This is a genomic window from Amylibacter sp. IMCC11727 (genome assembly GCF_029854195.1).
Lineage (GTDB): Bacteria > Pseudomonadota > Alphaproteobacteria > Rhodobacterales > Rhodobacteraceae > Amylibacter.
Map to the genome: position 1 here is coordinate 69,496 of NZ_CP122960.1, position 23,882 is coordinate 93,377.

The following is a 23,882-nucleotide window of genomic DNA, read 5'->3' on the forward strand; positions in this document are numbered from 1 at the left end:
AATCCTCCGTTGTTCAATTCCTCAAATCTGTCCCAAAGGCCCTGACGTCAGACAACAAGAGTTCCATTTGGGCGACCACCCAAGCGCACATTACTATTAGGCTGAACCATGAGTAACACATACAAAAAACGGTTTGTTCTAGAGGGGTTACACAGCCTGACAGGATCATGGGTTGATTTGATTGAATTTAAAAGCACTGCGCAAGAGGCTCAAGCCAAACTGTCTATCATCGAAACGCACCTAATTCTTCCAAGCCTGTCGATTGAGGGCGCAATCATCCTGCCTGCAGAGTTTTCCGCGTTTAGAATTGAGCGGATCCAAAATAAATTTGATGATCAATAATCAGACGAATCATCCTAAAGCGAACCATCCCTAAGCAGGTTTACCGAACGCTTACTTTAAAGGCCGTCAGTTATAAGATTATTCTTACAAGTTCGAAAAGGAGTGGGAGTGTAGGCTAGCATTTTATCAATTACGTCTTTCCCCGACATACTCATTTATGTCTAGTTGAGGCGTTAAGATTAAGTGTTTTGATGTTAATGGATATAATAACACATGTTATCAATTGCTTAGTGTATTTACAGAGTATTTACGATATACATTTCCTGAATTTAAAACATTGTTATATAATGATTAAATTCGTAATTAATGTACTCCTAAGGGGCAGGTTGCAGGTTCGAATCCTGCCGGGGTCACCAGGCCTTTCAATGCGCCAGAATGAGGCGGTAAAAGGAGCGAAAGATTTAAGAAACTTATCCGTCTACGCAGAAATGGCCTGACTCGCCCAGATCAAACAGGCCGTGACGGACGAGGTTGACCCAAATAACTTGCGTCAAGCCGTCCAAACCTACGCGACAGACAGCACAAGTCTCGCTCATACTAAGGTCTGGTTTTCTGAAATTTAGGGTCAGTTGGGACGGTATTGTAGCCTTAATTGCGGCATAGTTTTATGGGGATCAAATTGTCGCCTCCAAGGCCGTAAACGACTGTTTTTTCGCCTTCAATTTCAATCACAAACCTATTCCATCCAGTAGTTGGATTCGAACTAAGACGCAGTCGATCCCCTCTATCCAGGGAAATTAGGGCCTCATGGCTTTTACTTGGCCCTTTGTGAAAACGCATTCGGGATGCATTGACGCAATGTGTTCCACTTGCCCCAAAAGCGAGCGAAATTGGTGCAGGCGTTCCGTTACCGTTGTTCAAATAACCAAGCCCTACAGAAGCAGAACCGTTTCCGATAAGAAGCCCAGCAAGAGCGGCAGCCAAGAAAGAGTAGGGATTCCTGAAAGCAGCACCTGCGGAGTGGTTTGAAAGATAAGCCAGCGTTCGCAACGATATGGCGGCTCCAGCTAAAGCTGCGGCGGAAAATGCAGCACATACGGCAAGTTTTAAAGAGTAGGTCAGGGTTGCTTCGAACCCACGGTCTGTTACGGGGCCGATAAACCACCACGAAGCGACAAAGCTTAGAAAGCCACCTACAATAACCACGTATTTGATGTATTTTGACGCTTGGGTGTTTGAGACGGCTTGAGCGGCAATAGTCGCTGTCGCCAACGAAGCTGAAACAGCCAGAAAAGCAACCACCATGACGAACAGGATGATGGCAAAAAAGAATGGCATTATTAACATTGCGCACCTGTATTTCGACTGCGGTTCACTGTTAGACAGCACTCACTGCATAACAGACTGCACTTAAGTTCGCCATGGGTTACGCCTGAAGTATCTGACCGCGCTACCGCCCTAACACCGACAAGCCCCCACATTTGAACCGAAAGATTTTTTTTAACGGTTGGTAAGCCGAAACAGCTAAACGCAGTGCTGGATACAACTGAGTACTACGCTGACATAATGGCTTCGTAACTGAAGATTCTTAAGACCGATTTGATTAGCATTGCGACCAACGCCGCATACAACAAAAACTGATACCCACACCTTTCCAGATCACAACATCCGAATAACATCGCGATCAATGGACAGCATGTAGCCTTTGCGTGAAATGTTTTTCACCAACAGTTGGCTCACGATCTGGTTGCCCAGCTGATCGCGCAGGCGTTTGATGCGTGTGGCCCCTGCTGCCTCTTCACAATCAACGGCGCGTTTTCCTGAAATTGTGGCTTCCAACTCTGCGCCCGTCATCACCTCGTTATCAAGCCGTGCTTCGCACAAGACGGATAGGGTTTCCATGATGCTGTCGGTCAGCTCAAATTCCATGTTGTTGATGTATACCACCCGCTCATCGCGGCTTATGATTAAGCTGGTAACGTGTATGCCAAACTGTTGAATATGATCGAGCCGCCGTGACAGCCCATAGTTGGTGAACAAGAAATAAAGCGCGGACAGCAACAACGCCGATGCCAAAACCAATAAGATAAAGATGATCATTCGATAGCTTTGCAAGACACCTGCAAACGCTGTTCCAGATTGTGCCATCACCTCGAGCAGTTTGACCTGTTCCGTTGTGGTCAACGCATCATTTTCTGCAAAAATACGCTCCACTCGATCGTTAAACGCGTTTGCATCTGGCAAAGACAGGAACAACACCACCGCGGAGACAAGGATCAACAGCAGAATGAGGACAGAGCCCCAAACCACTAGGTTGCTAGACCCAATCCCTGACGGCGCGTTTGGTTTAGTATCTGAGGAAATATCGTCCGGCATTGCCCCGCCTTTGTTGTAGGCCGCTTTCATCGAAAGTGGACATGACCCGCAGCAAGGTCCAGCCCCCTGCAGAAATGCGTTTGCTTACCGCTTTGGTGCGGCGCGTTGCGTTGGAACAGGCGTTCTGGCCCAGCTTTATCACCCCATAATGGAGTTGCAGCGCGCCACCGTCTGATTTTTTCGCTTTGTAATCCACATAGCAATGGGATTGCGCCACCAAAGGATCGGGGCGCACCACGCAGAGTGCAAGCACACATATGAGAAGTATCTGTTTCATGAAACCGAAGGTGCGCAATCAGGCCGCGTTATTCAATATCAATCGTCGAATGAGACAATGATATCCCATAACACGCGCTGGTTTTTGTTTAACACCACCTCTTGCGGCAATTTTGTTTCATCGAACGCCCCACACTGGCGGCGCGCTACAACAAAGGAACGCACAATGCTTCGTAAATATACATTAACTGGTCTTCTTGCCCTTTCAATTGCTGCTGCACCTGTGACTGCACCAACTGCAATGGCCAAAGACAACATTGACCGTTTGCTGATCGGCTTGGCTGCCGTTGGTATCGTGGGCGCAATCGTCAACGAGACCAAAAAGAAGGATCAGAAACGGGTTGTGCATGCGGCCCCCAAGCACCGCGTACACAACGAATACCACCGCCATGGCAGTGTGGTTCATCGCCACAAACACAGCCGCGGCCACCACAAAGGCAAGCATATTGATGCCCGTGGCGGACATAAACATGTCGGTGGCAAACCACGCAAATGTCTGCGCCAACGTTGGACAGATCATGGTTGGGTGAAGTTTTATTCCAAAAAATGTCTGCGCAAGCACGGCTACTAAAACCTTTAGAAAAAATCGAGCAGAGGCGGCACTTTGGCAGTGTCGCCTTTTTTGGTTTGGACTGTCCGCCGCCATGTCGGATGTGCTTGCAATCACTCGTTACAATCGGCACGAAGCGGGCATGATTGATCCAGAAATTGAACAAAATTTACGCCAGTCTCTTGGGAGTACGGCACGCATTGCGGGCGTGGATGAGGTGGGCCGCGGGCCATGGGCTGGGCCTGTTACTGCCTGTGCCGTTGTGCTCGACCCCAACAACATTCCAGATGGGTTGGCCGATTCCAAAGCCTTGTCCGCGAAAAAGCGTGATGCGCTGTTCGAGCCAATCCTTGCCAGCGCGGATGTGGGTATTGCCCATGTGAGTGTCGAAGAGATTGACCGTATCAACATCCTGAACGCTTCGATGTTGGCGATGAAATTGGCGCTGGCCGAGTTGGCGACACCCGCGAATTTTGCATTGATTGACGGCAATAAAATTCCTGCAGATTTGCCTATGCCTGCGGACTGTTTGGTGAAAGGGGACGCGCGGTGTTTGTCCATTGCTGCGGCCTCTATTGTGGCCAAGGTCACGCGGGATCGATTGATGGTGTCCCTTGCGCAACAGTTTCCCCACTATGGCTGGGAAACCAACGCGGGTTACGGCACAAAGGTGCATCAAGAGGGGCTAAAAAACCACGGTGTAACACAACATCATCGACGCTCCTTCAAGCCGATCCACAACATCTTGTGTGCCCCAAAAACGCCCAATTCTTGACAGTTAATAAATTTGACCTCGGAGTCCGCATGGTTGATGCTTAGTCCAACGACGCAAAAAATTGCGCGAAGACGAGGCAGTAATGACGAATACCAAGAAACCAACCGGCGGGGTGACTCTGCCGCTTAACCAGATTTTGTCTGGTGATTGCATCGAAGCAATGGATGCTCTTCCAGCGAATTCTGTAGATTTGGTGTTCGCCGACCCTCCCTATAATTTGCAGCTGAAAGGCGATTTGCATCGCCCTGACAATTCCAAAGTGGACGCGGTTGACGACCATTGGGATCAATTCGACAGCTTTCGGGTTTACGACGAATTTTCCCGTGAATGGCTGCGTGCCGCACGGCGCATTCTCAAACCAAACGGCGCGATTTGGGTCATTGGGTCTTATCACAATATTTTCCGTGTTGGCACGGCCCTGCAGGACGCTGGGTTCTGGGTTTTGAACGATGTGATCTGGCGCAAAACCAACCCGATGCCAAACTTTCGCGGCGCCCGTTTGACGAATGCGCATGAAACGATGATATGGGCAGGGAAATCCGAAAAATCCCGCCCAACGTTCAACTACGAAGCATTGAAAGCCTTGAATGATGGCGTTCAAATGCGATCCGATTGGGTTCTGCCGATTTGCAACGGGCACGAGCGCCTGAAAGACGAAGACGGCAACAAAGCCCATCCAACGCAAAAACCCGAGAGCCTTTTGCACCGTGTTTTGATTGGTTCAACGAATGTGGGTGATGTGATTGTTGATCCGTTCTTTGGAACAGGAACAACAGGGGCAGTTGCCAAGAAATTGGGGCGCAATTTCATCGGTATCGAACGGGAAGAAGCCTATCGCAAGGTGGCCACAAAACGCATCGCAGACATTCGCGCCCATGACAGCGCATCATTGCAAGTATCCACATCAAAACGCGCGGCACCGCGCGTCCCGTTTGGTCAATTGGTCGAACGAGGGATGCTGGAACCAGGTGAAAAGCTCTATGCCCTGAATGGACGTCATACCGCCAAAGTGCGAGCTGACGGCACGTTGGTAGGTACAGATGTAACAGGATCAATTCACCAAGTCGGTGCCGCGCTGGAAGGCGCGCCATCGTGCAACGGGTGGACATATTGGGGCTTTCGCAAAGAAGGCAAAACCATCCCGATTGATCTGCTGCGCGAACAAATTCGCGCTGAAATGACCAACTGAGAATAATCGAATTACCGCCGATGTTCGGGGCCGCCCCCGAACTCGAAGCCTGACTAGCCCCGCCCTTGTGGCGGGGCCTTTTTTATTTGAGCTTCGCCAAAAGGCTCAACCAAACCGTCCGCACAATCGTGCGAAAATGGAAATTTGAACGCACCAGCGCTGTCATCTCCAACTCGGACAATCGGGACAGGCGTTTTACGGATTTGTCCCACCGCGCGGGCGTGTACCCTGCGATGCGTTTGTTCATCTGAAAGCCGAATTTATAATCCCGCTTAAACCTGCGTTCCGCGTCTTTTTCATAGCGGCGCAGGGCCTGTGCATCACCGTCCAAATGCGCGGTGATCTCTGCACCTAGTTTGCGGCCAAATTCGATGGCGATACGGATGCCTTCGCCCACGGTTGGCGTCGCAAAATTCGCGGCATCGCCCGTGCGCACCACATTGCCATACACAAGGGTTGGATCGTAAGGGATAGACGGGATGATTCCACTGTTCACCTCGTAATCTTCTGGAATTTCAATGTTATAGCGGTCAGCGTGCCCTTCGCGCACAAAAGCGTCCATGACTTTGCGCGGCGACAGGTCTGTATCGGGGTTAATCACGCCAATGCCCAAACGCAACTTTTGATCAGGGGTTGGGAAAATCCAGCCATAGCCGGTGAGCGCGGTTGAACCGACAAACAAAACCGCACGGTTTGGCGCGTGGTTGCGGATCGGGAATTCATATTCGATCCCTACGCCCACGCGATCTGGCTTTTGCCCCAGCCCCAGTGCAGTAAGAACTGCGCAATGCCAACCCGATGCATCAACAATCATCTGAGAATGGATCGTTGTTTCAGCCCCATCACGACTGCGCACAACCGAGACATACTGACCATCTGCACCTTGTTCACTGCGCAGAAATTTCGTTCCGAGCATAAGTTGACTGTTTTGCGATGACATTTCAGAGGCAAGGTGTTGGTACACCCCAGTTACATCCATCACCGCCATTTTGTCGTCTTGAACGGCAAACCGCGCTTCTTCTTGATCGGAAAAGAAATCGAGCTGGTCGATGGTTTGATACAACTCTGATGGGATGCCCAGCGCCTGCATGTCGCGCACCCATGTGCCACCGCTGGTGCGCACCGGTTTGCCAATTTCAAGGTCTTGGTGAACGACAATGCAACGATGGTGGCGGCCAAGATGGGACGCGACAGACAGGCCCGCAGGACCGCCGCCAACGATCAGAACATCGCAGATCAGATCAGCCGACATCGAGACCGAGCAGATCGAACACAACCTCTGGCACCTCTTCTGGAGCACCTGCCAACGCGTCTGCCTCTGCCATATGCAGCTCGTCAGGGTCACCAAAACCCCAAAGCGCCCCTACGCTTGGGATGTCGTTGTTGCGTGCGCCAAAGATATCGAATTGCCGATCGCCAATCATCACAGATTTCGCAGGGTCCGCCCCTGTTTCATCCAACGCAAATTTCAGCAGATCGGTTTTGTCCGAATTGGTGCCGTCCAGTTCAGACCCGAACAGGCGTTCCACATGGGCGTGAATGCCAAAGTGTTCGATGATTTCTTGCGCGTAAACTGTTGGTTTACTTGTGGCGATGAACATCTGCGCGTCGATCTGGTGAAAGGCATCGAACATCTCGCCGATGCCGTCATAAACGTCGGCCTGATACATCCCATCGTCTGTGAAATACTCGCGGTAATGATCCATTGCTTCGCTGATATCAGCCCCAGGACCAAGCAACACTTCGAAGCTGTTCCACAGGGGTGGGCCAATACACCAGCGCAGTTCATTTGAAGACGGGATATCCGTTTCGCCCATCTTTTCCAGCGCAACTTGGATGGCTTTGGTCAACCCTTCTTGGGGGTCGATTAACGTGCCATCAAGATCAAAGAAAGCTGTCAGCATTGGGCAAGTTAATCCTCAAAGAATGGGGTGACTTGCGCCACGATAACCGAGTTTTCGTCTAAAGCGCGTTGCATTAGGCCTGCTTCATCATCCGAAATGTCATGCCCTTCGGCGCGGCGCTCTTCCAATGTGCCATAGCCCGAGACATCAAGCGGGGCCATATCTGCCTGTTTGAGGATCGCCACGGTTTCGCGTACGGCCTCGGCCTCATCAATGCCGCTGGCAAAACACATAAGCGCTGCGCCAGTGGCATTTTTAGGCAAACCATCCCCATCACTGCGGCCCACTTCAACCAGCAGTGTATAGACTTTTTGCTTTGAGCCTTGTTTGGCCATGAGCGGATCAGTCGCGCAGCAGTTCGTTGATCGACGTTTTGGAGCGTGTTTGTGCATCAACCCGTTTCACAATCACAGCGCAATAGAGGTTCACGCCGTTTTTCGATGGCATAGAACCTGCCACAACAACGGAGCCTGATGGCACTTCGCCGTACATCACTTCGCCTGTTTCGCGGTCTACGATTTTGGTAGATTGGCCGATGAACACACCCATGCCCAAAACAGACCCTTCACGCACGATGCAGCCTTCAACCACTTCGGAACGGGCGCCGATGAAACAGTTGTCTTCAATAATGGTTGGGCCAGCTTGCATGGGTTCTAATACGCCGCCGATTCCAACGCCGCCTGACAGGTGAACGTTTTTGCCAATCTGTGCGCAAGATCCAACGGTAGCCCATGTGTCAACCATCGTGCCTTCATCAACGTGCGCGCCAAGGTTTACAAAGGATGGCATCAAAACCACGCCCGGTGCGATGTAAGCTGATTTGCGTACAACGCAGTTTGGAACCGCGCGGAACCCTGCGGATTTCCATTGGTCGTCTCCCCAGCCTTTGAACTTGGAATCGACCTTATCCCACCAGCCACCAGCCTGTGGGCCGCCGTCATGATGTTCCATGTCTTTGATGCGGAACCCCAAAAGAACTGCCTTTTTCGCCCATTGATTAACATGCCATTCACCGGAGTCACGCGGTTCGGCCACACGCAAAGAACCACTGTCCAATGCGTTAAGTGTGTCCTCAATAGCTTCGCGTGTTTCGCCTGTTGTGGACGGCGTGATCGTGTCACGTGCCTCCCATGCGGCTTCAATTGCGGTTTCAAGCTGAGCGTTCGACATTACAGAATCCCCGTTTCAAGTATCTAAATTTACCTGCGCTATAACGGTTTCACGGTATGCGCACAATCACCCAAACGGATCGTCGGACAAGTTGCCGCCACAGACAAGCACTGCAACACGTTCATCTGGTGCGGGTTTATAGGCACCGCTCATTAATGCAGTGAGCGCGGTGGCCCCTGCGGGTTCAACCAATTGGCGACATTCTTGCCAAAGCGCGACCTGTGCTTTGGTGATAGCATCATCCGTAACAGTCACACATTCCGTGCCCGTTTCCACAGCCAAGTCATAGCAGATTTGCCCAACTTTCCGCGCACCCAAGGCATTTGCTGCCACACCGCCAACTTCGACGTCTACAGGGGCTTTGCGTGCGAGCGCAGTGTGTAATGTAGGGGCCTTTTCTGGCTCTACCGCAACGATTTTTCGGCGATTACCAAGCCATGCCATTGCCCCAGCGATCAAGCCGCCACCGCCAACGGCAATCAGAATGGTATCCGCTTCCAATCCCTGCTCTTCCCATTCTCGAGTCAACGTGCCTTGGCCTGCAACTGTTGGAACCGCATCAAAAGCATGCACCTGCATCGCCCCTGTTTTGGCCTCATAGGCTTGTGCATCCTGTAACGCATTGGCGTATTCACCCTGAACCACCGTCAAATCTGCACCAGACCGTTTGATCAGGCCGATTTTGGCAGGGCCCGCAAATTCAGGCACAAAAATCTTGGCCTTATGGCCCAGCTTTTTCGCAGCATAGGCAACCGCAGCACCATGATTGCCCCCTGACGCAGCAACAAGACCAGCATTTGGCACATCGCTCGACAACAAAGTGTTAAATGCGCCGCGTGCCTTAAAGCTGCCCGTGCGCTGCATCTGCTCCAGCTTCATTTCAATCGGATAACCAAGCCCAAACCCATCAAAGGATAAAACAGGCGTGCGTACGGTGTGGCCTTCTAACCGCGTTGCCGCCTTCGTTATTTCCTGTGTCCAATCCATCTTTGCCCTCGTGCTGATTTGTCTGCTACAACCGCGTTAAACCAACAAGCTGCACCCAATGGTGCGACGGCACAAGAGCAAAGGCATTAGATCAGATGGCACGCAAACAACGCACATTTCCAAACGCAGAAGAAGACATCAAAAAAGCAGCAGGCGTGCCTGACACAGCGCAGACTCGGTCTCCGGCGTATCGACTGGCCTTTACCGATGACGATTTCATGTGCCGCGACGAACTGCGTGCCACACGTATTCAGCTCGAGATGTTGAAACCCGAACTGATTATGGCCGAGCGGGGCATCGAAAGCACGATTGTTATGTTTGGCGGCGCGCGAATCCCCGAACCCGCAAAAAAGGATGAAGCACGGACTAAAACGCTGGCTGACTTGTCCAAATACTATGAAGAAGCCCGTGAATTTGCACGTTTGATGACTGTGAAAAGCATGGAATCCTATGGCCATGAAAACGTGGTTGTTACGGGCGGCGGTCCAGGTGTGATGGAAGCAGGCAACCGTGGCGCTGCTGAGGCTGGTGGCGCGTCCATCGCATTGAACATTGTGTTACCTCACGAGCAAGCACCGAACGAATATTGCACCCCAGAACTGTGTTTTAACTTCCACTACTTTGCGACGCGGAAAATTCATTTTCTGATGCGGGCCAAGGCGATCACTGTGTTCCCCGGTGGGTTTGGTACTTTGGACGAACTGTTTGAAACGCTGACCTTGATTCAGACAGGCCGCATGGAACGGATGCCTGTGATCCTGTTCGGTGAAAAATTCTGGCGTTCCATCATCAACTGGGAAACGCTGGCGGATGCGGGTACGATTTCCGCAGAAGACATCGAATTGTTCAAATTCGTGGAAACCGCGCAACAAGCCATCGAAATTATCGAGGCAGTAGACGCCTAATCCAAAGCTACGGGCAATTGTGAATATCCGCGAAAACGGATGCGATTGCCCCGCCTTGCCCCATCCAACAAACGATAGTTTGGAAAGCGGTTTAAAAACCGCCCCACAGCCACGCGCCCTTCCATCCGTGCAAGGCTGAGGCCAACACAGGTGTGCGGCCCACCCGCAAAGGCAAGGTGTTTGTTGGGACGGCGATCCAACATTAATTTATCTGGATTTTCGAAACGGTCTGCATCGCGGTTCGCTGCCCCGATACACAGGTGCAAATCCGTTCCTTTTGGAATGTGAACGCCATGCAACTCCATCGGTTCCGTGGTCAGACGATTGCCAAATTGGTTCGGGCTTTCCATGCGCAGAAATTCATCCACTGCGGTGTTCAGCAACGCCGGCTGTTCCGTCAGCGCCTGTTTCGCAGAGGCGTCTGCATCCAACAGGGCCAGGGCATTGCCGATCAGGTTTGTGGTGGTTTCATGTCCTGCGTTCAGGATGAAAATGCAGTTTTGCAGCAACTCAACTTCGGTCAGCTGACCGTCTTCGGACTGCATCAAACGCGTCAGCACATCCGTTTCGGGGTCACCAGGGTTTTTGGCACGCCGTGCCACAAGATCTTTGAGATAGGCTTTGAACTCCTGAACGGCATGGTTGCCTTCATCCATTTGTTCTTGCGTCAAGGCGGGTTCCAACGCGCCAAGAATGGCCAGTGACCAATCGCGCAACGGGCCGCGTTCTTCTATCGGCATGTCAAACAAGTTGCCGATCACCCCGATTGGAATGGCCCCCGCAAAAGCGGAAATCAGATCAACTTCGTTTTGATCTTGCATGGCATCCAACAGCGCATCCACTTGCGCAACCAGCCCTGGTTCCATGTTGGCAATGGCGCGCGGATTCATTGCGCCAACCATGATGGATCGCACGCGTGTGTGCAGCGGTGGATCGTTAAACACCAGCGATGTGGTGTGATGTTCAAACAGCGGACTATCGCCGTATTTTGGTTTGAACACCTTTTTCTTGTCCGAAACAAACCGCGTCGTATCGCGATAGATCATATCCAAATCCGCATGACGCGAGATGACAAACGTCCCGTCTGGTTGCGCATGAACGGGCGCAGTTTCACGCAGTGCCGCATAGGTGGGATAGGGGTTGTCGTGAAACCCTTCGGGCAAGTCGGTCAGTAAGAAATCCATTGCAAAACATTGACCCCACGCAGGGGGCATTGCAATGTTTTTTGAAACGAATTGACAGGGATACCATGACACTTTCAGACCAAGACAGAGCGGAGCGCAGTGCAGATGCCATGTGGGCCAACGATCGCGCATCCAAATATTTGGGAATTGAACTGCTGTCAGTTGGCAAAGGCGTGGCCCAAATGCAAATGGCGGTAGAGTCGCACCACTGTAACGGTCATGATATTTGTCATGGAGGCTTTATATTCACGCTGGCAGACAGCACCTTTGCCTTTGCCTGCAACAGCTATAACCAAGCGACAGTTGCACAGCACAATACGATTACGTTTGTGGCTGCGGGGCAGTTGGGGGACACGCTGACCGCAACCGCCAAAGAGGTCAGCAAAACAGGTCGCAACGGCATTTACGACGTGGATGTCACGAACCAAGATGGCGTTTTGATCGCATCGTTTCGCGGGTGTTCACGCACAATTAAGGGGCAAAATTTCCCCGAATAATCAATTGCTTGCGAGCACACCCTGACACTGACGTGGAAGATCGGCCATTGTGTATTGTCTTGCGCCGCGTTTCTTCTTTTTCGGCTTTGGCTTTTTTGTTGGCTTTACCTTCGGTGGATTTAGGTAATCCGTGACCCACCATTCAAGCGTTGAATCGCAACCGTCGCCACCTTTGGACAGTTGTGCCACCGTTGGCTTTTGCGTGACGCAACCACGAAACCCTTTGGGGCATTTCATACGCACGTGAAAATGCGTGTTGTGGCCATACAACGGGCGAATTTTTTGCAGCCACTTGCGGTTGCCACGAGTGTTCTCACACAGCCACACCTTGGCTGGGGCCGTGATAAAAATACGGTCCACACGCGGATCCTGAGCCGCCGCCTTGAGGATATTTGCGTGTTGTTGGGTCCAATTGCTGTTGACTGTGCGCTGGCTTTTGGCACGCACATTGGTGGAAGACAGGCGTTCCCGTTCGGCGCGTGACAGGTTCAACCGTTTTGGCACATAAAGCCAGATGTCCGCGTCCAACCCCATTTGATGAGACTGATGCCCAGACAACATTGGCCCGCCGCGGGGTTGGGAAATATCCCCAATGTACAATCCCGCCCAACCTGGTTGTTTTGCAGCCTTGGCGCTCAGGTCTTTGAGGAATTGGATCATCTCTGGATGACCCCAGTTGCGATTTCGGCTCAGGCGCATGGCCTGCCATGTTGGGCCCGATTCAGGAAGCTGCGCACCCCCCGCAAGGCAGCCTTTGGCATATGTGCCAATGGCGGCAGGTTTTTGGCGGGATGCTTTGGCTTTGGCCCCAAACAGCTGATTGGCTTTGGTGCTTTGTGTGGATTTTCGAACGAGGGTGTTGTCCGATGATGTTTTAGTATTTGTATCCGCACGCAGCGCACCAGTGGCACCGATCGCCGCAAAAAGTGCCGTAAAAATCAGGCTGTGAAACCGCATCTTTAAATCCCCTTAACGATATTCCTTCGAAGAACGCACCCAGAATAGCAGGATTAACCCAATCGCAAAGAGCCCAATCACAGGAGACACACCAACCCGCTGACTTCCGCTTAATGAAGTGGCCAAGTCGATGAGACCAGGCGCAAGGAAAGCCGTTGCTTTGCCCGTCATTGCATAAAGCCCGTATGCTTCGGTCATGCGCTCTGGGTCGGCTTGGTCCACCATAAAGGTTCTGCTGGACGCCTGAAGAACACCCCCTGCGGCACCGATACAAGCACCCGCAATAAAGAACATTATATTTGGTAGGTTACTGCCTTCTGCCACTGGCATGCCAAAAATGGCCTCGCGGGACAATCCAACGATCAAGATGCTGACAAGAATAAGAACAGAAACAGAAATTGCGATCACGCGTTTGGGGCCAATTGCCTGATCCACAAACCCACCGATGTAACAAAAAATGGCACCCGTGATTGCTGAAATGATTCCAAAGATCCCAATGTTGATAAGCGTCCAGCCCATCACGCCGCTGGCGTAGATACCGCCGAACGCATAAAGGCCAATCAGTGCATCACGGTAAAACATGGATGATCCAAGATAGATCATCAGGCTGCGATTGTTAGGTAGATTTCCGAGCGTTTCTAAAAGCTCGGACAAACCTTTACCCACTGCTTCGCCCACGTTTGATCTGCGGGTTTCGTCTTTGACCCAAAAGAAAAACGGGATCATGAACACGACGAACCATACCGCGGTTAGGATACTGACAAAGCGCGTGCCTTCGCGGGCCTCGGCATCCAGCCCCAACAGGGGGGATATTCCAATCAGAGTTAATCCTGTTTCCTCACTCTCTGCAAAGAACAGCAGCATGAGAAACAACGCGATAACGCCACCTGCATACCCAAAGGCCCAACCTGATCCAGAGATTTTGCCGATTTCAGATCGCGGTGCGAGCGTTGGAAGCATGGAATTTACAAAGGTTTGGGAGAGCTCCATACCCGCCATTCCGATTGCAAAGAACAACAAAATCATAACAATATTTGATGATCCAGGCACAGCGTTCCACAAATAAGCGGCACCAACCACGTACATGACGGAAAACACAAAAATCCACGGTTTGCGGGGGCCTGCACTGTCTGCGATGGCCCCAAAAATGGGGGAAGCCACCGCCAAAAACATCCCCGTCATCCATGTCATTCGGGCCCACATGGCCTGACCTTCGACACTGTTTTCAGCCACAGCAGAGGTGAAATAAGGGGCAAAGATGAAGGTGATTAGAAGGGTGTTATACGGTTGGGAGGCCCAGTCATAGAAATACCACCCCCAAATTGATTTGCGGTTTGTTGTGGAAGCCACAGATATTCCCCTCATAGCGTTCTGCTTTTTTAATCTGAGCCGATCAAGGTGAGCAAGATGCAAGCATCCCCCTATCACCAAACCATAGAGAAACGTATGGCGTTAATACGTGTCCTTAGCCGATCAAAGATTTTTAGCGCGTTGTTGGATTGATAGAACCTATTTCGAGGCGCACGTGCAAGGATTATCGCGTTTTGCCATGAGTTATACTACCTAGGGTATTGTTGTCGGCTCTTGTCTTGGCTGCACCGTGATATTAGGTCAGGTGAAACGGATACAAAGGATCGCGAAGATGATTTCAGCTTTTGGTGTGGCACTGCTTGCGTTGTTGAACATTGCATGGTGGATCGTTCTTGCGCACATCATAATCGGGTGGCTTGTGAACTTTCAGGTTTTGAACCTGCAACAACCGATTGTGGCGCAGGTTTACTTTGGGCTGAACCGATTGTTAGAGCCGCTGTATGGTCCTATTCGACGCGTGCTGCCAAACACAGGTGGGTTGGATTTTTCACCGCTGGTGGTGATTATCGCGATCATCTTCTTGCAGCAACTTGCCGTGCAAATGGCCAACGCCTAGGAGCCGAGCCGCCCTGCTGCACTGCCCCACAATTCTTTGACACGGGCATCACGACCACAGGCTTGGCGGTACTTTTTATACGCGGTTTTCCGTTGCACCAACCCAAAGCGGGTCAACACCTTTTTGCTGCTCTTGTAGTAATCTTGGTGAAAATCTTCGGCGGGGTAAAACGTGCTAGCCGCCACAATGGGCGTGACAATCGTTTGTCCAAGATCCGATTGCGCCATGGATTTGGACTCTTGCGCAATCGCCTTTTGCTGACCTGATGTGGTGAACACAGCTGTGCGATAACTGTCACCGCGATCGCAGAATTGCCCACCTGCATCGGTTGGGTCCACCGTACGCCAAAACTTGTGCAGCAACGCAGAATAACTGATTTTCGCGGGATCAAACACGATGCGCACAGCCTCGTAATGGCCTGTGCCACCTTTTGATACGGTTTTATATTTGGCCGTTTTCGCTGCTCCACCGATATAGCCTGATTCCGCATTTATGACGCCCGGTACAGATTCAAAATCCGATTCAACGCACCAGAAGCAGCCCCCTGCAAAAATGGCCACTTGCGTGTCGGCGAAACTGGCTTGGCCTGTGGCCAACAGAACCGCCGCTGCTGTCATCAAATTTCTGATTGTACGTTTCATCATCTTGCTCCTTGCAGGTCAGGGCAGTGATTGTATGAATCGTGATCAACTACAAATAACATCACAGTGAGGGTTTTCGTGAACACAACCGCACCGTTGCGCCTGTCCATGTGGTCTGGTCCGCGCAATCTATCGACGGCCATGATGTATGCTTTTGCCCAGCGCAGTGATTGTGAAGTGTGGGATGAACCTTTTTATGCGGCGTATCTGGCAAAGACGGGGCTGTCCCATCCCATGGGCGAAGATATCATGGCAAATGGGGACACCGATGCAGAGGTCGTAATTGAAAAATGCCTGTCTGTAGGGCCACAAGGACGGCCCGTGTTTTATCAAAAACACATGACACAGCACATGATCCCCGAGTTTCGGCGCGATTGGATATTGCAGCAAACAAACGTGTTTCTGATCCGCCACCCCGCCCGAGTTTTAGCCAGTTATGCCGTCAAACGGGAAAACCCAACGTTGCGCGATATCGGGTTTGAACAGCAGATGGAATTGATCAATCTGGTGACGAGTGAAACGGGGCGTTCACCGTTGATTGTAGACAGCGCAGATATCCGCCAAGACCCTGCATCCATGTTGCAGAAAATTTGCGCAGCGGTGGACATTCCCTTCGAAGAAAAGATGCTGTCTTGGCCACAGGGTGGCAATACGCAAGACGGCGTGTGGGCACCACATTGGTACGGTGCGGTGTGGAACAGTTCTGGGTTTGCTGGGCCAGAGTCAGAATTGCCACCTGTGGCGCCTGAACTTGCGGACGTTTATCAAAACGCAAAACGCCTGTACGACCAGATGGCAGAGCAAAAGACCGCGCTTTAACGCGCGGCCAAAGTCAGTTCGATACGGCGGTTTTTGGCAAGGGATGCTGGGCTCTCACCAGTGGTTAACGGTTGATATTCACCATACCCGTTTGCGGACATGTTCTGCGGTTGCAGATCGGTCGAATTGACCAAGAACCGCACCACAGAGAGTGCGCGTGCCTGTGAAAGCTCCCAATTGTCTTTGTATTTGCCGGCGCCACTGATCGGTTGATTGTCCGTATGGCCGTCAACGCGCAGCACCCAATCCACATCTTCAGGGAGTTCGGCAATGACGTCTTGCAAGACTGGAACGACCTTTAACAAAATGTCCTTACCGCTTTGTTGAAGTGTGGCAGACCCTTGGGCAAACAGTTCAGCCGAAGAGAACACCAAACGGTCAAAGATGGGGTGATCTGGTGCAGCACCGCTCAGCTGATCGCGGAGTTTTTCGTTGAGCGACGCGTTCAAGGCCGCCATTGAAACCGCATTCTTTTCAGATCGGGCGCGGTGCATCTTTTTCAGCTCTGTCTCGGTCTCCTGAAACTTGGCTTGCACGATTTCGAGCGTATTTTCAGCCGCTTCGATTGATTTTTTGGTGGTGTCGAGCTTGCCTTCCGCGACCGCGACATCCCGTGTTACCACTTTCAACGCTTCGGCTTTCTCGGCGGCCTGGCGTTCCGCAACGCGCAATCGGGTTTGCGCCGTTTCATTTTCCTGCTGCGCCTTTTGCATCTTGGTCAGATGGGCTTCGACTTGCTTTTCAATTTCACGCAACGCGGCCTTTGCTTCGGTTTCGCGTGAGTTGGCTGTGGCAAATGCTTTTTTAAAATTTTTCTTCTTCGCGTTTCAGGGCATCAAGACGCAATTCGGCCAATTCGACGGCCTGTTGAGCTGCCTTGGCAGATCGTTCCATATTTACGGCTTGGGATTCCGCATCTTTGAAAAAGTTGTTTTCAAGGTTGGTTAACGCAGGTCCATCAGCCTCTGACATGACGTCTTGGTTTTCTGTGACAGCCTGTTTTGCGGCATCGGCGGCAGACACAAGCAAACGTGAAGCGTTTGCCGCAGCTTCGGCGGCAGAAACGGCGCGGCGCAGCTCTGCAACGGTTGCTTCAATGCGGTTTTGCTCGGCTTTGGCCTGCTCAAATTCTCGCTGAGCAGCGGCGGCAGCTTCTGATGCTTCGCTCGCGATCAATTGCGCATCTTCGAATGCTTCTTGGGGGGTGTTATCTTCGAGCTCGCTGATCTGCTTGGCAACTTCCGCAAGCTCTTGTTTTGCAGTTTCAACAGCCTCATTCGCAACCGTGAGCGCGTTTTCGGACTTCACCACTTTTTGTTTTGCAGCTTCGATCTGCTTTTCGGTATCGACTACACTGGCAACTAGTGTGCGTTTGTTCTGAAACTCAGCTTCCAGAAGTGCGCGGGTATCAACCCAGCTTTTTTCCAGTTTCTTATAGGGTGAAACACCGTCAGACGCTTTTGACTCCGCTTCGATTACGGCCAGTTTTTCATCTGCATCCGATGATCCACGGAACCAATTATTGATGACACTTGCCATGCCAACAATTGCCAAAAACACGATAACGCCGAAAATACCTGCGCGGATCAATCCAGAAGACGGCTTATCGGAATGCTCTTCATTCTGATCTGCGTCATAGTCAAAACCTTCTTCGATTTGACCGTGCTGTTGTTCGTATTCGTTACTCACAACTCATAGACTCCGCTTTCCAACCCCTAACAAGGCAATCATTGCGCATATTTGGAAAGCAGGTTTCAAACTTCATCGTCCGTTTCGCACGCACACAGAAGTGATTTGAAAAATACCGCCTGATATCCGCCTGTAGTTTGCCTTTGGTATTTTAGCGATCTATTGCCGCTATTTGATGTTTGGAAAGATAAGCACGTTTAACCCACGCGTCAACGCGCCACAAAGCGTGGATTAGAACGGATCGGTTGCCTGTGGCACGGAAGACTCGGTTATTTGGAGCGTTTATCCCGCGCCGCCAGCAATTTGAGCCGCAATGCGTTGATTTTGATAAAGCCAGCTGCATCCGCCTGATCGTATGCGCCTGCGTCATCTTCAAATGTGACGTGCTGTTCAGAATACAACGTGTCATCGGACCAGCGCGCAACGGTTTGAACAGAGCCTTTGTAAAGCTTCACCTTCACCACACCGTTCACATGAGTTTGGGAATGATCGATCATCGCTTGCAGCATTTCGCGTTCAGGGCTGAACCAATAACCATTGTAGATCAGCTCAGCATATCGTGGCATCAGTTCGTCTTTCAGGTGCGCCGCGCCGCGATCCAGCGTGATGGATTCAATGCCACGGTGCGCTTCGAGCATGATAGTTCCGCCTGGTGTTTCGTACACACCGCGTGATTTCATACCCACATAACGACCTTCGACCAGATCAAGACGACCAACGCCGTGTTTACCGCCTAGCGCGTTCAACTCTGTCAGCATTTCCGCAGGAGATTTTGCAACACCGTTCAATGCAACGGGATCACCTTTTTTGTAGGTGATTTCTACGAATTCTGGCTCGTTTGGCGCGTCTTCTGGGTTCACCGTGCGTTGATACACGTAATCGGGTGCTTCGACGGCTGGATCCTCCAATACTTTACCCTCGGACGAGGTGTGCAACAGATTCGCATCCACAGAAAACGGTGCTTCGCCACGTTTGTCTTTGGCGATGGGGATCTGGTTTTCTTCGGCAAAGGCCAAAAGTTTTGTGCGGCTTTGCAAATCCCATTCCCGCCATGGGGCAATCACTTTGATGTCTGGGTTCAGCGCATAGGCAGACAATTCAAACCGAACCTGATCGTTGCCCTTGCCCGTTGCCCCATGAGACACCGCATCCGCATTTGTTTCTGCCGCGATTTCCACCAAACGCTTTGAAATCAACGGCCGCGCGATGGATGTGCCCAAAAGATACAAGCCTTCATACACCGCATTGGCACGGAACATTGGGAACACAAAGTCACGAACAAATTCTTCGCGCACGTCTTCGATAAAGATATTTTCTGACTTGATGCCCAACATCTCTGCTTTTTTGCGCGCTGGTTCCAATTCTTCACCTTGGCCCAGATCCGCAGTAAACGTTACCACTTCGCAACCGTATTCCGTTTGCAGCCATTTCAGGATGATGGATGTGTCCAAACCACCTGAATACGCGAGAACTACTTTTTTGGGCGCGGCCATAGCGAAAATCTCCATTAGAGTGTGGGTTGTCGGGCGTGTATTGCGTTTTTTGATGCGCGACAAGTGGCCATTGTTTCGCGCCCGTGGCAGATATGAGATTCGAGCACGGGAAAAGAGGGTCCGATGAGCAAGCATCCGTTGTTGAATATGGCGTCCTATGGCGCGGAAACTGGCACACCGTTGGTGCTGGTGCATGGGCTGTTTGGATCTGGGCGCAATTGGCGGGCAATTGGGCGGCATTTGTCACGGGATCGCTGGGTCGTGACGGTAGATTTGCGCAATCACGGGCACAGCTTTTGGGATGCTGATAACAGCTATCAAGCATTGGCCGATGATCTGGCGCGTGTGATTGATCACCTTGGCGGCAGGGCAGATGTGATGGGCCATTCAATGGGTGGTAAGGCCGCCATGGTACTGGCAGTGCAAAATCCAGATAAGGTTGCACGCTTGATCGTGGCGGATATAGCGCCCGTGGGATATGCCCACAGCCAAAACGACAGTATCGCGGCGATGCAATCCTTGGACCTGTCCAAACACGATCGCAGATCGACAGCGCAAGACGCTTTAGAAACCGCAACCAATGATCCAGCATTGGCGGGTTTTTTTGCTCAAAGCCTGGAGTTGGAAGATGGTGAATTGCGCTGGCTTTTGAATCTAGACGCCTTGAAATCCAATATGAATGCCGTGATTGGGTTTCCCACGCTGGACGGTTCATTTTCAAAAGATACGCTGTTCATTCGGGGCGGCGCATCTGATTATGTCGGGACTGAAAGCCGAGAAGAGGTTTTGCGGCTGTTTCCACACGCAACCTTGAAAACAATCACAGGGGCTGGCCACTGGCTTCATGCCGATAAACCGCGCGAATTTATGAAAATTTTAGGTGAATATTTGGCGAGATAGTTTCCAAAATCAGAGCTGGACCGAGCAGTGATCGGACACATTGGCAAGGAATTGTTCTTTTGACGCCAAATACAATTCTTCGACTTCGGTAGATAGTATAGAGCCTGTTTCCCCAGAATGCGCGAGCGCCTCTCTTTCTGAACAAAACTCTCCAAACCGCTGAAATCCAAGGTTAAATGCACTGCCTTTCAGGAAATGTAGGGCATTTGCGATTTCAGACGGACCTTTTTGCGTGACCGCATCCAATTCTTCAATGGCTTCGTCCACCTCTGCCAAGAACAGTGTGACGACTTCGGCCAAGTCTTCTGCACCAACGTCTTCTTCTAACTGTTTGATTTGCTGCCAATTTATCATTTTCCCATTCACCGTATTGATCCCATCTCCATTAGGGTGGGGTAATTCAGCTAACATTTCGTTATGGGAAGCGGCTCAAGCTGCTCAATTTCATTAAAAATTAAATGTTGCAGGCCACTGTCAGGACAGAACAATCCGTAGGTGGGCTTTGGCACATATAGAAGATTTTCAGAATACAACCTCGCTGTCCGCGTCACGGGCCATTGCGGGGCAGTTGCGTGTGCTTGTGGTTGACGACAGCAAATTGCAACGGCGGATCGTTTCGCTCAACCTAAAAAAATGGGGTTTTACCGTAATCGAAGCGGCCAGCGGCGTCGAAGCACTCAACATCTGTAAATCGCAGGACATTGATTTGGTGATCAGCGATTGGATCATGCCAGAAATGGACGGGTTGGAATTTTGCTGTGAATTTCGAAAACTGGAACGTGATCGTTACGGATATTTCATTTTGCTGACGTCCAAAAATGAAACCAATGACGTGGCGCAAGGATTGGACATAGGCGCGGATGATTTTCTGTCCAAACCCGTCAATTCAGCCGAATTAAAGGCGCGAATTCGTGCGGGAACTCGGGTGCTCGACATGGAACAGAAAATGATCGACCAGAACGAAACGGTCGCCAGCGCCTTGCAAGAACTGCAAACCGTTTACGGGGAATTAAAAAAAGATTTGGTGGAGGCTTCGAAACTTCAACACTCTTTGATCCCAACACGCCACCACAGGCTGCCCAAGGGTGAGGTATCATTGCTGTTTCAATCCAGCTCTCATGTTGGGGGGGATTTGGTTGGGTTTTTTTCCTTTTCAGAAGATCATTTGGGCATTTATTCCATCGATGTGTCAGGCCACGGCATTTCATCGGCCCTGCTGACCGCGCGCTTGGCGGGATATTTAAGCCCGCACAACAAAGAACAGAACCTTGCATTTGAACGGTTTGAAAACGGTGAATTCTTTTTGCGTGAACCTGCCGACATGGCCGAACATTTGAATTTGATGATGGTCGAAGAGATGGAAACTGAACTGTATTTCACTTTGGCTTATGCTGACGTGAACTTACGGGACGGGTCCGTTAGCATGGTTCAGGCAGGCCATCCGCATCCCGTATTATTCAACGCTAAGGACGGTGTAAAATTCATTGGCGATGGTGGCCCGCCCATTGGGCTAATGCCAGATTTGGAATTTGAAACCTTTGAATTTCAGATGAAAGCAGGGGATCGATTGTTTCTCTATTCCGATGGCGTGACAGAGTGTCAAAACACCAAGGGGGAGTTGTTGGACGAGGATGGGCTTGACCGTTTTTTGCAAGCCAACGCAACCAGCGATGGCCCAGAATTGATCAGCGATTTGGTGTGGGAACTGACCTCTTTTGCTGAACAGCGCCCTTTTGATGATGATGTGTCCGGCATACTGTTTGATTTCCATCCAGAGGGTAAAAAACCTTGAATTAGGGTCCAACCCATTGCCGTAAGAAATGGCGATCCCCTCTGTTCGATAACATGTTGAGCGCCGATGTCGGATCCATCCAAACAACCGAATGCTCTGGCTCCAACGGCTCTGATTTCTTGAGCGTTGGTGTGCAGGTGTAGATATGGCAAATCTTATGCGCCCAAAGGTCATATTCGGGCATAAACGTGTACCGCTGATAGGTCCCAAGACGGCAAACATTGGCGATGTGATATCCCGTTTCTTCGAACACTTCGCGGTGCAACGCACGCACTGGCGTTTCACCGGGATCAATACCGCCGCCTGGCAATTGCAGTTCTAACTCATCCCCATCTTGCAAGGTCAGCAACAGATCACCACCGCCAGAAATGATGGCATACGCACCGGGACGACGCACATATTTTTGCCCTGTTAAGATGGGGTCTCCAAACCGCCGCATCGCCGCATTACTCCGTTCCAGCGCCCATCTCTGGGCTAGCATTTGCACTTCGGTCAAAACACCACTATTTCGACAGCTTAACAAGGGTTAGGCGAATGCAATCAGATCAAACAAACAAACGCTGGGATGACACAATCCTTCCGTTCCAATTGGATGCCGTGGATGTGCGGGGCCGTGTGGCCCGTTTGGACACTACACTCGACACCATATTGAGCCAACACAATTACCCCCTGACAGTGTCAGCACAGGTGGCCGAAGCGGCGCTTTTGACGGCGCTGATTGGTCAAACCATCAGTCTGCGTTGGAAACTGTCATTGCAAATTCGGGGCAACGGCCCATTGCGCATTATTGCCACCGATTACTTCGCACCAAAATCCGAAGCAGAGCCAGCCCGCATTCGCGCCTATGCCAGCTTTGATGCCGACGCGATTGCCCAAAGCGATCAGGCTGGATTCGATTTGATCGGCAAAGGCATGTTCGCCATTCTGATCGACCAAGGCGAAGGCACGACGCCGTATCAAGGAATCACGCCTTTGGCGGGTGGATCACTATCAAAATGTGCTGAAACCTATTTCGCCCAGTCAGAGCAATTGCCAACCCAGTTCAAAACCATCGCCGCCCAAGAAACGGCACCAGACGGTCAGAACAATTGGCGGGCTGGCGGCATCATGATTCAGCACATGCCAAAAGCATCCCCTTTGATGGATGATGGCGGCACGGGCGAGGGCGGTTTGCTGCAAGCCCAAGATTTGGTGTCCGAAGAAGATGCCGAAAACTGGAACCGTGCAACCATTCTGATGGAGTCCGCAGAAGAGATCGAAATGATCGGTCCGCATGTGGGTCAAGAACAGCTGTTGCGCCGTTTGTTCCACCAAGAAATCCCACGGGTTTTTCCCGCACAACCCATCGAGTTTGGCTGCACTTGCGGCGAAGACAAAGTGCGCAACACCATGTCGATCTATTCCGCCAAAGACATTGCTAAGATGACGACAGAACAAGGCATGGTCACCGCCGATTGCCAGTTCTGCGGGGCACATTACGAATTAGAGCCGAGCACGCTGGGCAAAGACGCGCAAAATGACGGGTAACACCGCGCATCCCCAAAATTCCGTTTCGCTGGACCAAATTAA

Annotated in this window: 28 protein-coding genes; 11 read left to right on the forward strand and 17 right to left on the reverse strand. The window is 51.3% G+C overall.

The window, feature by feature from the left end:
• Positions 1-108 precede the first annotated feature (108 nt).
• Positions 109-342 carry a hypothetical protein gene (locus QBD29_RS00430; RefSeq protein WP_280098720.1) on the forward strand — a complete coding sequence of 78 codons (234 nt, stop codon included), beginning with the start codon at positions 109-111 and terminating at the stop codon, positions 340-342.
• 588 nt (positions 343-930) lie between these two features.
• On the opposite strand, the gene QBD29_RS00435 is transcribed toward QBD29_RS00430, so the two are convergent.
• The 3 genes from QBD29_RS00435 to QBD29_RS00445 form a co-directional block, all read right to left on the reverse strand.
• Positions 931-1,629 (reverse strand): hypothetical protein, encoded by a 699-nt coding sequence (locus QBD29_RS00435; protein ID WP_280099375.1) that lies wholly within the window; start codon positions 1,627-1,629, stop codon positions 931-933.
• Positions 1,630-1,941: 312 nt separating this feature from the next.
• Positions 1,942-2,658, reverse strand: coding sequence for a hypothetical protein (locus QBD29_RS00440; RefSeq protein ID WP_280099376.1), 717 nt, complete (start codon positions 2,656-2,658; stop codon positions 1,942-1,944).
• Positions 2,630-2,935, reverse strand: coding sequence for a hypothetical protein (locus QBD29_RS00445; RefSeq protein ID WP_280099377.1), 306 nt, complete (start codon positions 2,933-2,935; stop codon positions 2,630-2,632). The genes QBD29_RS00440 and QBD29_RS00445 overlap by 29 nt, the downstream gene beginning before the upstream one ends.
• Positions 2,936-3,100: 165 nt before the next feature.
• Here QBD29_RS00445 and QBD29_RS00450 point away from each other — a divergent pair, with 165 nt between their 5' ends.
• The 3 genes from QBD29_RS00450 (at position 3,101) to QBD29_RS00460 (ending at position 5,448) form a co-directional block, all read left to right on the forward strand.
• Positions 3,101-3,505, forward strand: a complete 405-nt coding sequence (locus QBD29_RS00450; RefSeq protein WP_280099378.1) for a hypothetical protein — start codon at positions 3,101-3,103, stop codon at positions 3,503-3,505.
• Between the two features lie 121 nt (positions 3,506-3,626).
• Positions 3,627-4,259 (forward strand): ribonuclease HII, encoded by a 633-nt coding sequence (locus QBD29_RS00455; protein ID WP_280100998.1) that lies wholly within the window; start codon positions 3,627-3,629, stop codon positions 4,257-4,259.
• Positions 4,260-4,341: 82 nt separating this feature from the next.
• Positions 4,342-5,448, forward strand: coding sequence for a site-specific DNA-methyltransferase (locus QBD29_RS00460; RefSeq protein ID WP_280099379.1), 1,107 nt, complete (start codon positions 4,342-4,344; stop codon positions 5,446-5,448).
• 82 nt (positions 5,449-5,530) lie between these two features.
• Here the strand turns inward: QBD29_RS00460 and QBD29_RS00465 are convergent, their stop codons facing one another.
• The 5 genes from QBD29_RS00465 to QBD29_RS00485 all read right to left on the reverse strand — a co-directional run bounded on the left by QBD29_RS00465 (position 5,531) and on the right by QBD29_RS00485 (position 9,509).
• The gene (locus QBD29_RS00465) at positions 5,531-6,700 is read right to left on the reverse strand and encodes an NAD(P)/FAD-dependent oxidoreductase (RefSeq protein WP_280099380.1); all 1,170 of its coding nucleotides are present in this window, start codon (positions 6,698-6,700) and stop codon (positions 5,531-5,533) included.
• Positions 6,690-7,352: an HAD hydrolase-like protein gene (locus QBD29_RS00470; RefSeq protein ID WP_280099381.1), complete on the reverse strand. Its 663-nt coding sequence runs from the start codon at positions 7,350-7,352 to the stop codon at positions 6,690-6,692. The genes QBD29_RS00465 and QBD29_RS00470 overlap by 11 nt, the downstream gene beginning before the upstream one ends.
• Before the next feature lie 8 nt (positions 7,353-7,360).
• Positions 7,361-7,687, reverse strand: a complete 327-nt coding sequence (locus QBD29_RS00475) for a hypothetical protein (RefSeq protein ID WP_280099382.1) — start codon at positions 7,685-7,687, stop codon at positions 7,361-7,363.
• A 7-nt stretch (positions 7,688-7,694) separates the two neighbouring features.
• A complete protein-coding gene (gene dapD, locus QBD29_RS00480; RefSeq protein ID WP_280099383.1) occupies positions 7,695-8,522 on the reverse strand; it encodes a 2,3,4,5-tetrahydropyridine-2,6-dicarboxylate N-succinyltransferase in 828 nt (275 codons plus the stop codon).
• A 66-nt stretch (positions 8,523-8,588) separates the two neighbouring features.
• Positions 8,589-9,509, reverse strand: a complete 921-nt coding sequence (locus QBD29_RS00485) for a threonine/serine dehydratase (RefSeq protein ID WP_280099384.1) — start codon at positions 9,507-9,509, stop codon at positions 8,589-8,591.
• A gap of 95 nt (positions 9,510-9,604) precedes the next feature.
• On the opposite strand from QBD29_RS00485, the gene QBD29_RS00490 reads away from it, so the two are divergent.
• Positions 9,605-10,414: a TIGR00730 family Rossman fold protein gene (locus tag QBD29_RS00490; RefSeq protein ID WP_280099385.1), complete on the forward strand. Its 810-nt coding sequence runs from the start codon at positions 9,605-9,607 to the stop codon at positions 10,412-10,414.
• Here the strand turns inward: QBD29_RS00490 and QBD29_RS00495 are convergent.
• Positions 10,411-11,598 carry a cytochrome P450 gene (locus QBD29_RS00495; RefSeq protein WP_280099386.1) on the reverse strand — a complete coding sequence of 396 codons (1,188 nt, stop codon included), beginning with the start codon at positions 11,596-11,598 and terminating at the stop codon, positions 10,411-10,413. The genes QBD29_RS00490 and QBD29_RS00495 overlap by 4 nt on opposite strands.
• 65 nt (positions 11,599-11,663) lie before the next feature.
• On the opposite strand from QBD29_RS00495, the gene paaI reads away from it, so the two are divergent.
• Complete coding sequence (paaI, locus tag QBD29_RS00500; RefSeq protein ID WP_280099387.1) at positions 11,664-12,095, forward strand: hydroxyphenylacetyl-CoA thioesterase PaaI; 432 nt, start codon at positions 11,664-11,666, stop codon at positions 12,093-12,095.
• On the opposite strand, the gene mepA is transcribed toward paaI, so the two are convergent.
• Entirely contained in the window at positions 12,096-13,052 is a 957-nt protein-coding gene (gene mepA / locus QBD29_RS00505; protein ID WP_280099388.1) for a penicillin-insensitive murein endopeptidase, read from the reverse strand. It abuts the gene before it with no gap.
• Positions 13,053-13,064: 12 nt separating this feature from the next.
• Positions 13,065-14,402: an MFS transporter gene (locus QBD29_RS00510; RefSeq protein WP_280099389.1), complete on the reverse strand. Its 1,338-nt coding sequence runs from the start codon at positions 14,400-14,402 to the stop codon at positions 13,065-13,067.
• A gap of 292 nt (positions 14,403-14,694) precedes the next feature.
• On the opposite strand from QBD29_RS00510, the gene QBD29_RS00515 reads away from it, so the two are divergent.
• Positions 14,695-14,979, forward strand: a complete 285-nt coding sequence (locus QBD29_RS00515; protein WP_280099390.1) for a YggT family protein — start codon at positions 14,695-14,697, stop codon at positions 14,977-14,979.
• Here the strand turns inward: QBD29_RS00515 and msrA are convergent.
• On the reverse strand, positions 14,976-15,623 hold the full coding sequence (gene msrA / locus QBD29_RS00520; RefSeq protein ID WP_280099391.1) for a peptide-methionine (S)-S-oxide reductase MsrA: 648 nt from the start codon (positions 15,621-15,623) through the stop codon (positions 14,976-14,978). The genes QBD29_RS00515 and msrA overlap by 4 nt on opposite strands.
• 105 nt (positions 15,624-15,728) lie before the next feature.
• On the opposite strand from msrA, the gene QBD29_RS00525 reads away from it, so the two are divergent.
• Entirely contained in the window at positions 15,729-16,439 is a 711-nt protein-coding gene (locus QBD29_RS00525; RefSeq protein WP_280100999.1) for an HAD family hydrolase, read from the forward strand.
• Here the strand turns inward: QBD29_RS00525 and QBD29_RS00530 are convergent.
• The 3 genes from QBD29_RS00530 to QBD29_RS00540 form a co-directional block, all read right to left on the reverse strand.
• On the reverse strand, positions 16,436-17,194 hold the full coding sequence (locus QBD29_RS00530) for an OmpA family protein (RefSeq protein ID WP_280099392.1): 759 nt from the start codon (positions 17,192-17,194) through the stop codon (positions 16,436-16,438). The two genes, QBD29_RS00525 and QBD29_RS00530, sit on opposite strands and share 4 nt — an antisense overlap.
• Positions 17,195-17,243: 49 nt before the next feature.
• Positions 17,244-18,128: a hypothetical protein gene (locus QBD29_RS00535; protein ID WP_280099393.1), complete on the reverse strand. Its 885-nt coding sequence runs from the start codon at positions 18,126-18,128 to the stop codon at positions 17,244-17,246.
• Between the two features lie 269 nt (positions 18,129-18,397).
• A complete protein-coding gene (locus tag QBD29_RS00540) occupies positions 18,398-19,621 on the reverse strand; it encodes an argininosuccinate synthase (protein ID WP_280099394.1) in 1,224 nt (407 codons plus the stop codon).
• Positions 19,622-19,744: 123 nt separating this feature from the next.
• Here QBD29_RS00540 and QBD29_RS00545 point away from each other — a divergent pair, with 123 nt between their 5' ends.
• The gene (locus QBD29_RS00545; RefSeq protein WP_280099395.1) at positions 19,745-20,521 is read left to right on the forward strand and encodes an alpha/beta fold hydrolase; all 777 of its coding nucleotides are present in this window, start codon (positions 19,745-19,747) and stop codon (positions 20,519-20,521) included.
• Between the two features lie 9 nt (positions 20,522-20,530).
• Here the strand turns inward: QBD29_RS00545 and QBD29_RS00550 are convergent, their stop codons facing one another.
• Entirely contained in the window at positions 20,531-20,875 is a 345-nt protein-coding gene (locus QBD29_RS00550; RefSeq protein ID WP_280099396.1) for an Hpt domain-containing protein, read from the reverse strand.
• Positions 20,876-21,023: 148 nt separating this feature from the next.
• On the opposite strand from QBD29_RS00550, the gene QBD29_RS00555 reads away from it, so the two are divergent.
• Positions 21,024-22,313 (forward strand): SpoIIE family protein phosphatase, encoded by a 1,290-nt coding sequence (locus QBD29_RS00555; protein WP_280099397.1) that lies wholly within the window; start codon positions 21,024-21,026, stop codon positions 22,311-22,313.
• A gap of 1 nt (position 22,314) precedes the next feature.
• Here QBD29_RS00555 and QBD29_RS00560 read toward each other — a convergent pair whose 3' ends face one another.
• The gene (locus QBD29_RS00560) at positions 22,315-22,794 is read right to left on the reverse strand and encodes an NUDIX hydrolase (protein WP_280099398.1); all 480 of its coding nucleotides are present in this window, start codon (positions 22,792-22,794) and stop codon (positions 22,315-22,317) included.
• A gap of 53 nt (positions 22,795-22,847) precedes the next feature.
• Here QBD29_RS00560 and QBD29_RS00565 point away from each other — a divergent pair, with 53 nt between their 5' ends.
• Positions 22,848-23,840: an Hsp33 family molecular chaperone HslO gene (locus QBD29_RS00565; protein ID WP_280099399.1), complete on the forward strand. Its 993-nt coding sequence runs from the start codon at positions 22,848-22,850 to the stop codon at positions 23,838-23,840.
• Positions 23,841-23,882: the final 42 nt, after the last annotated feature.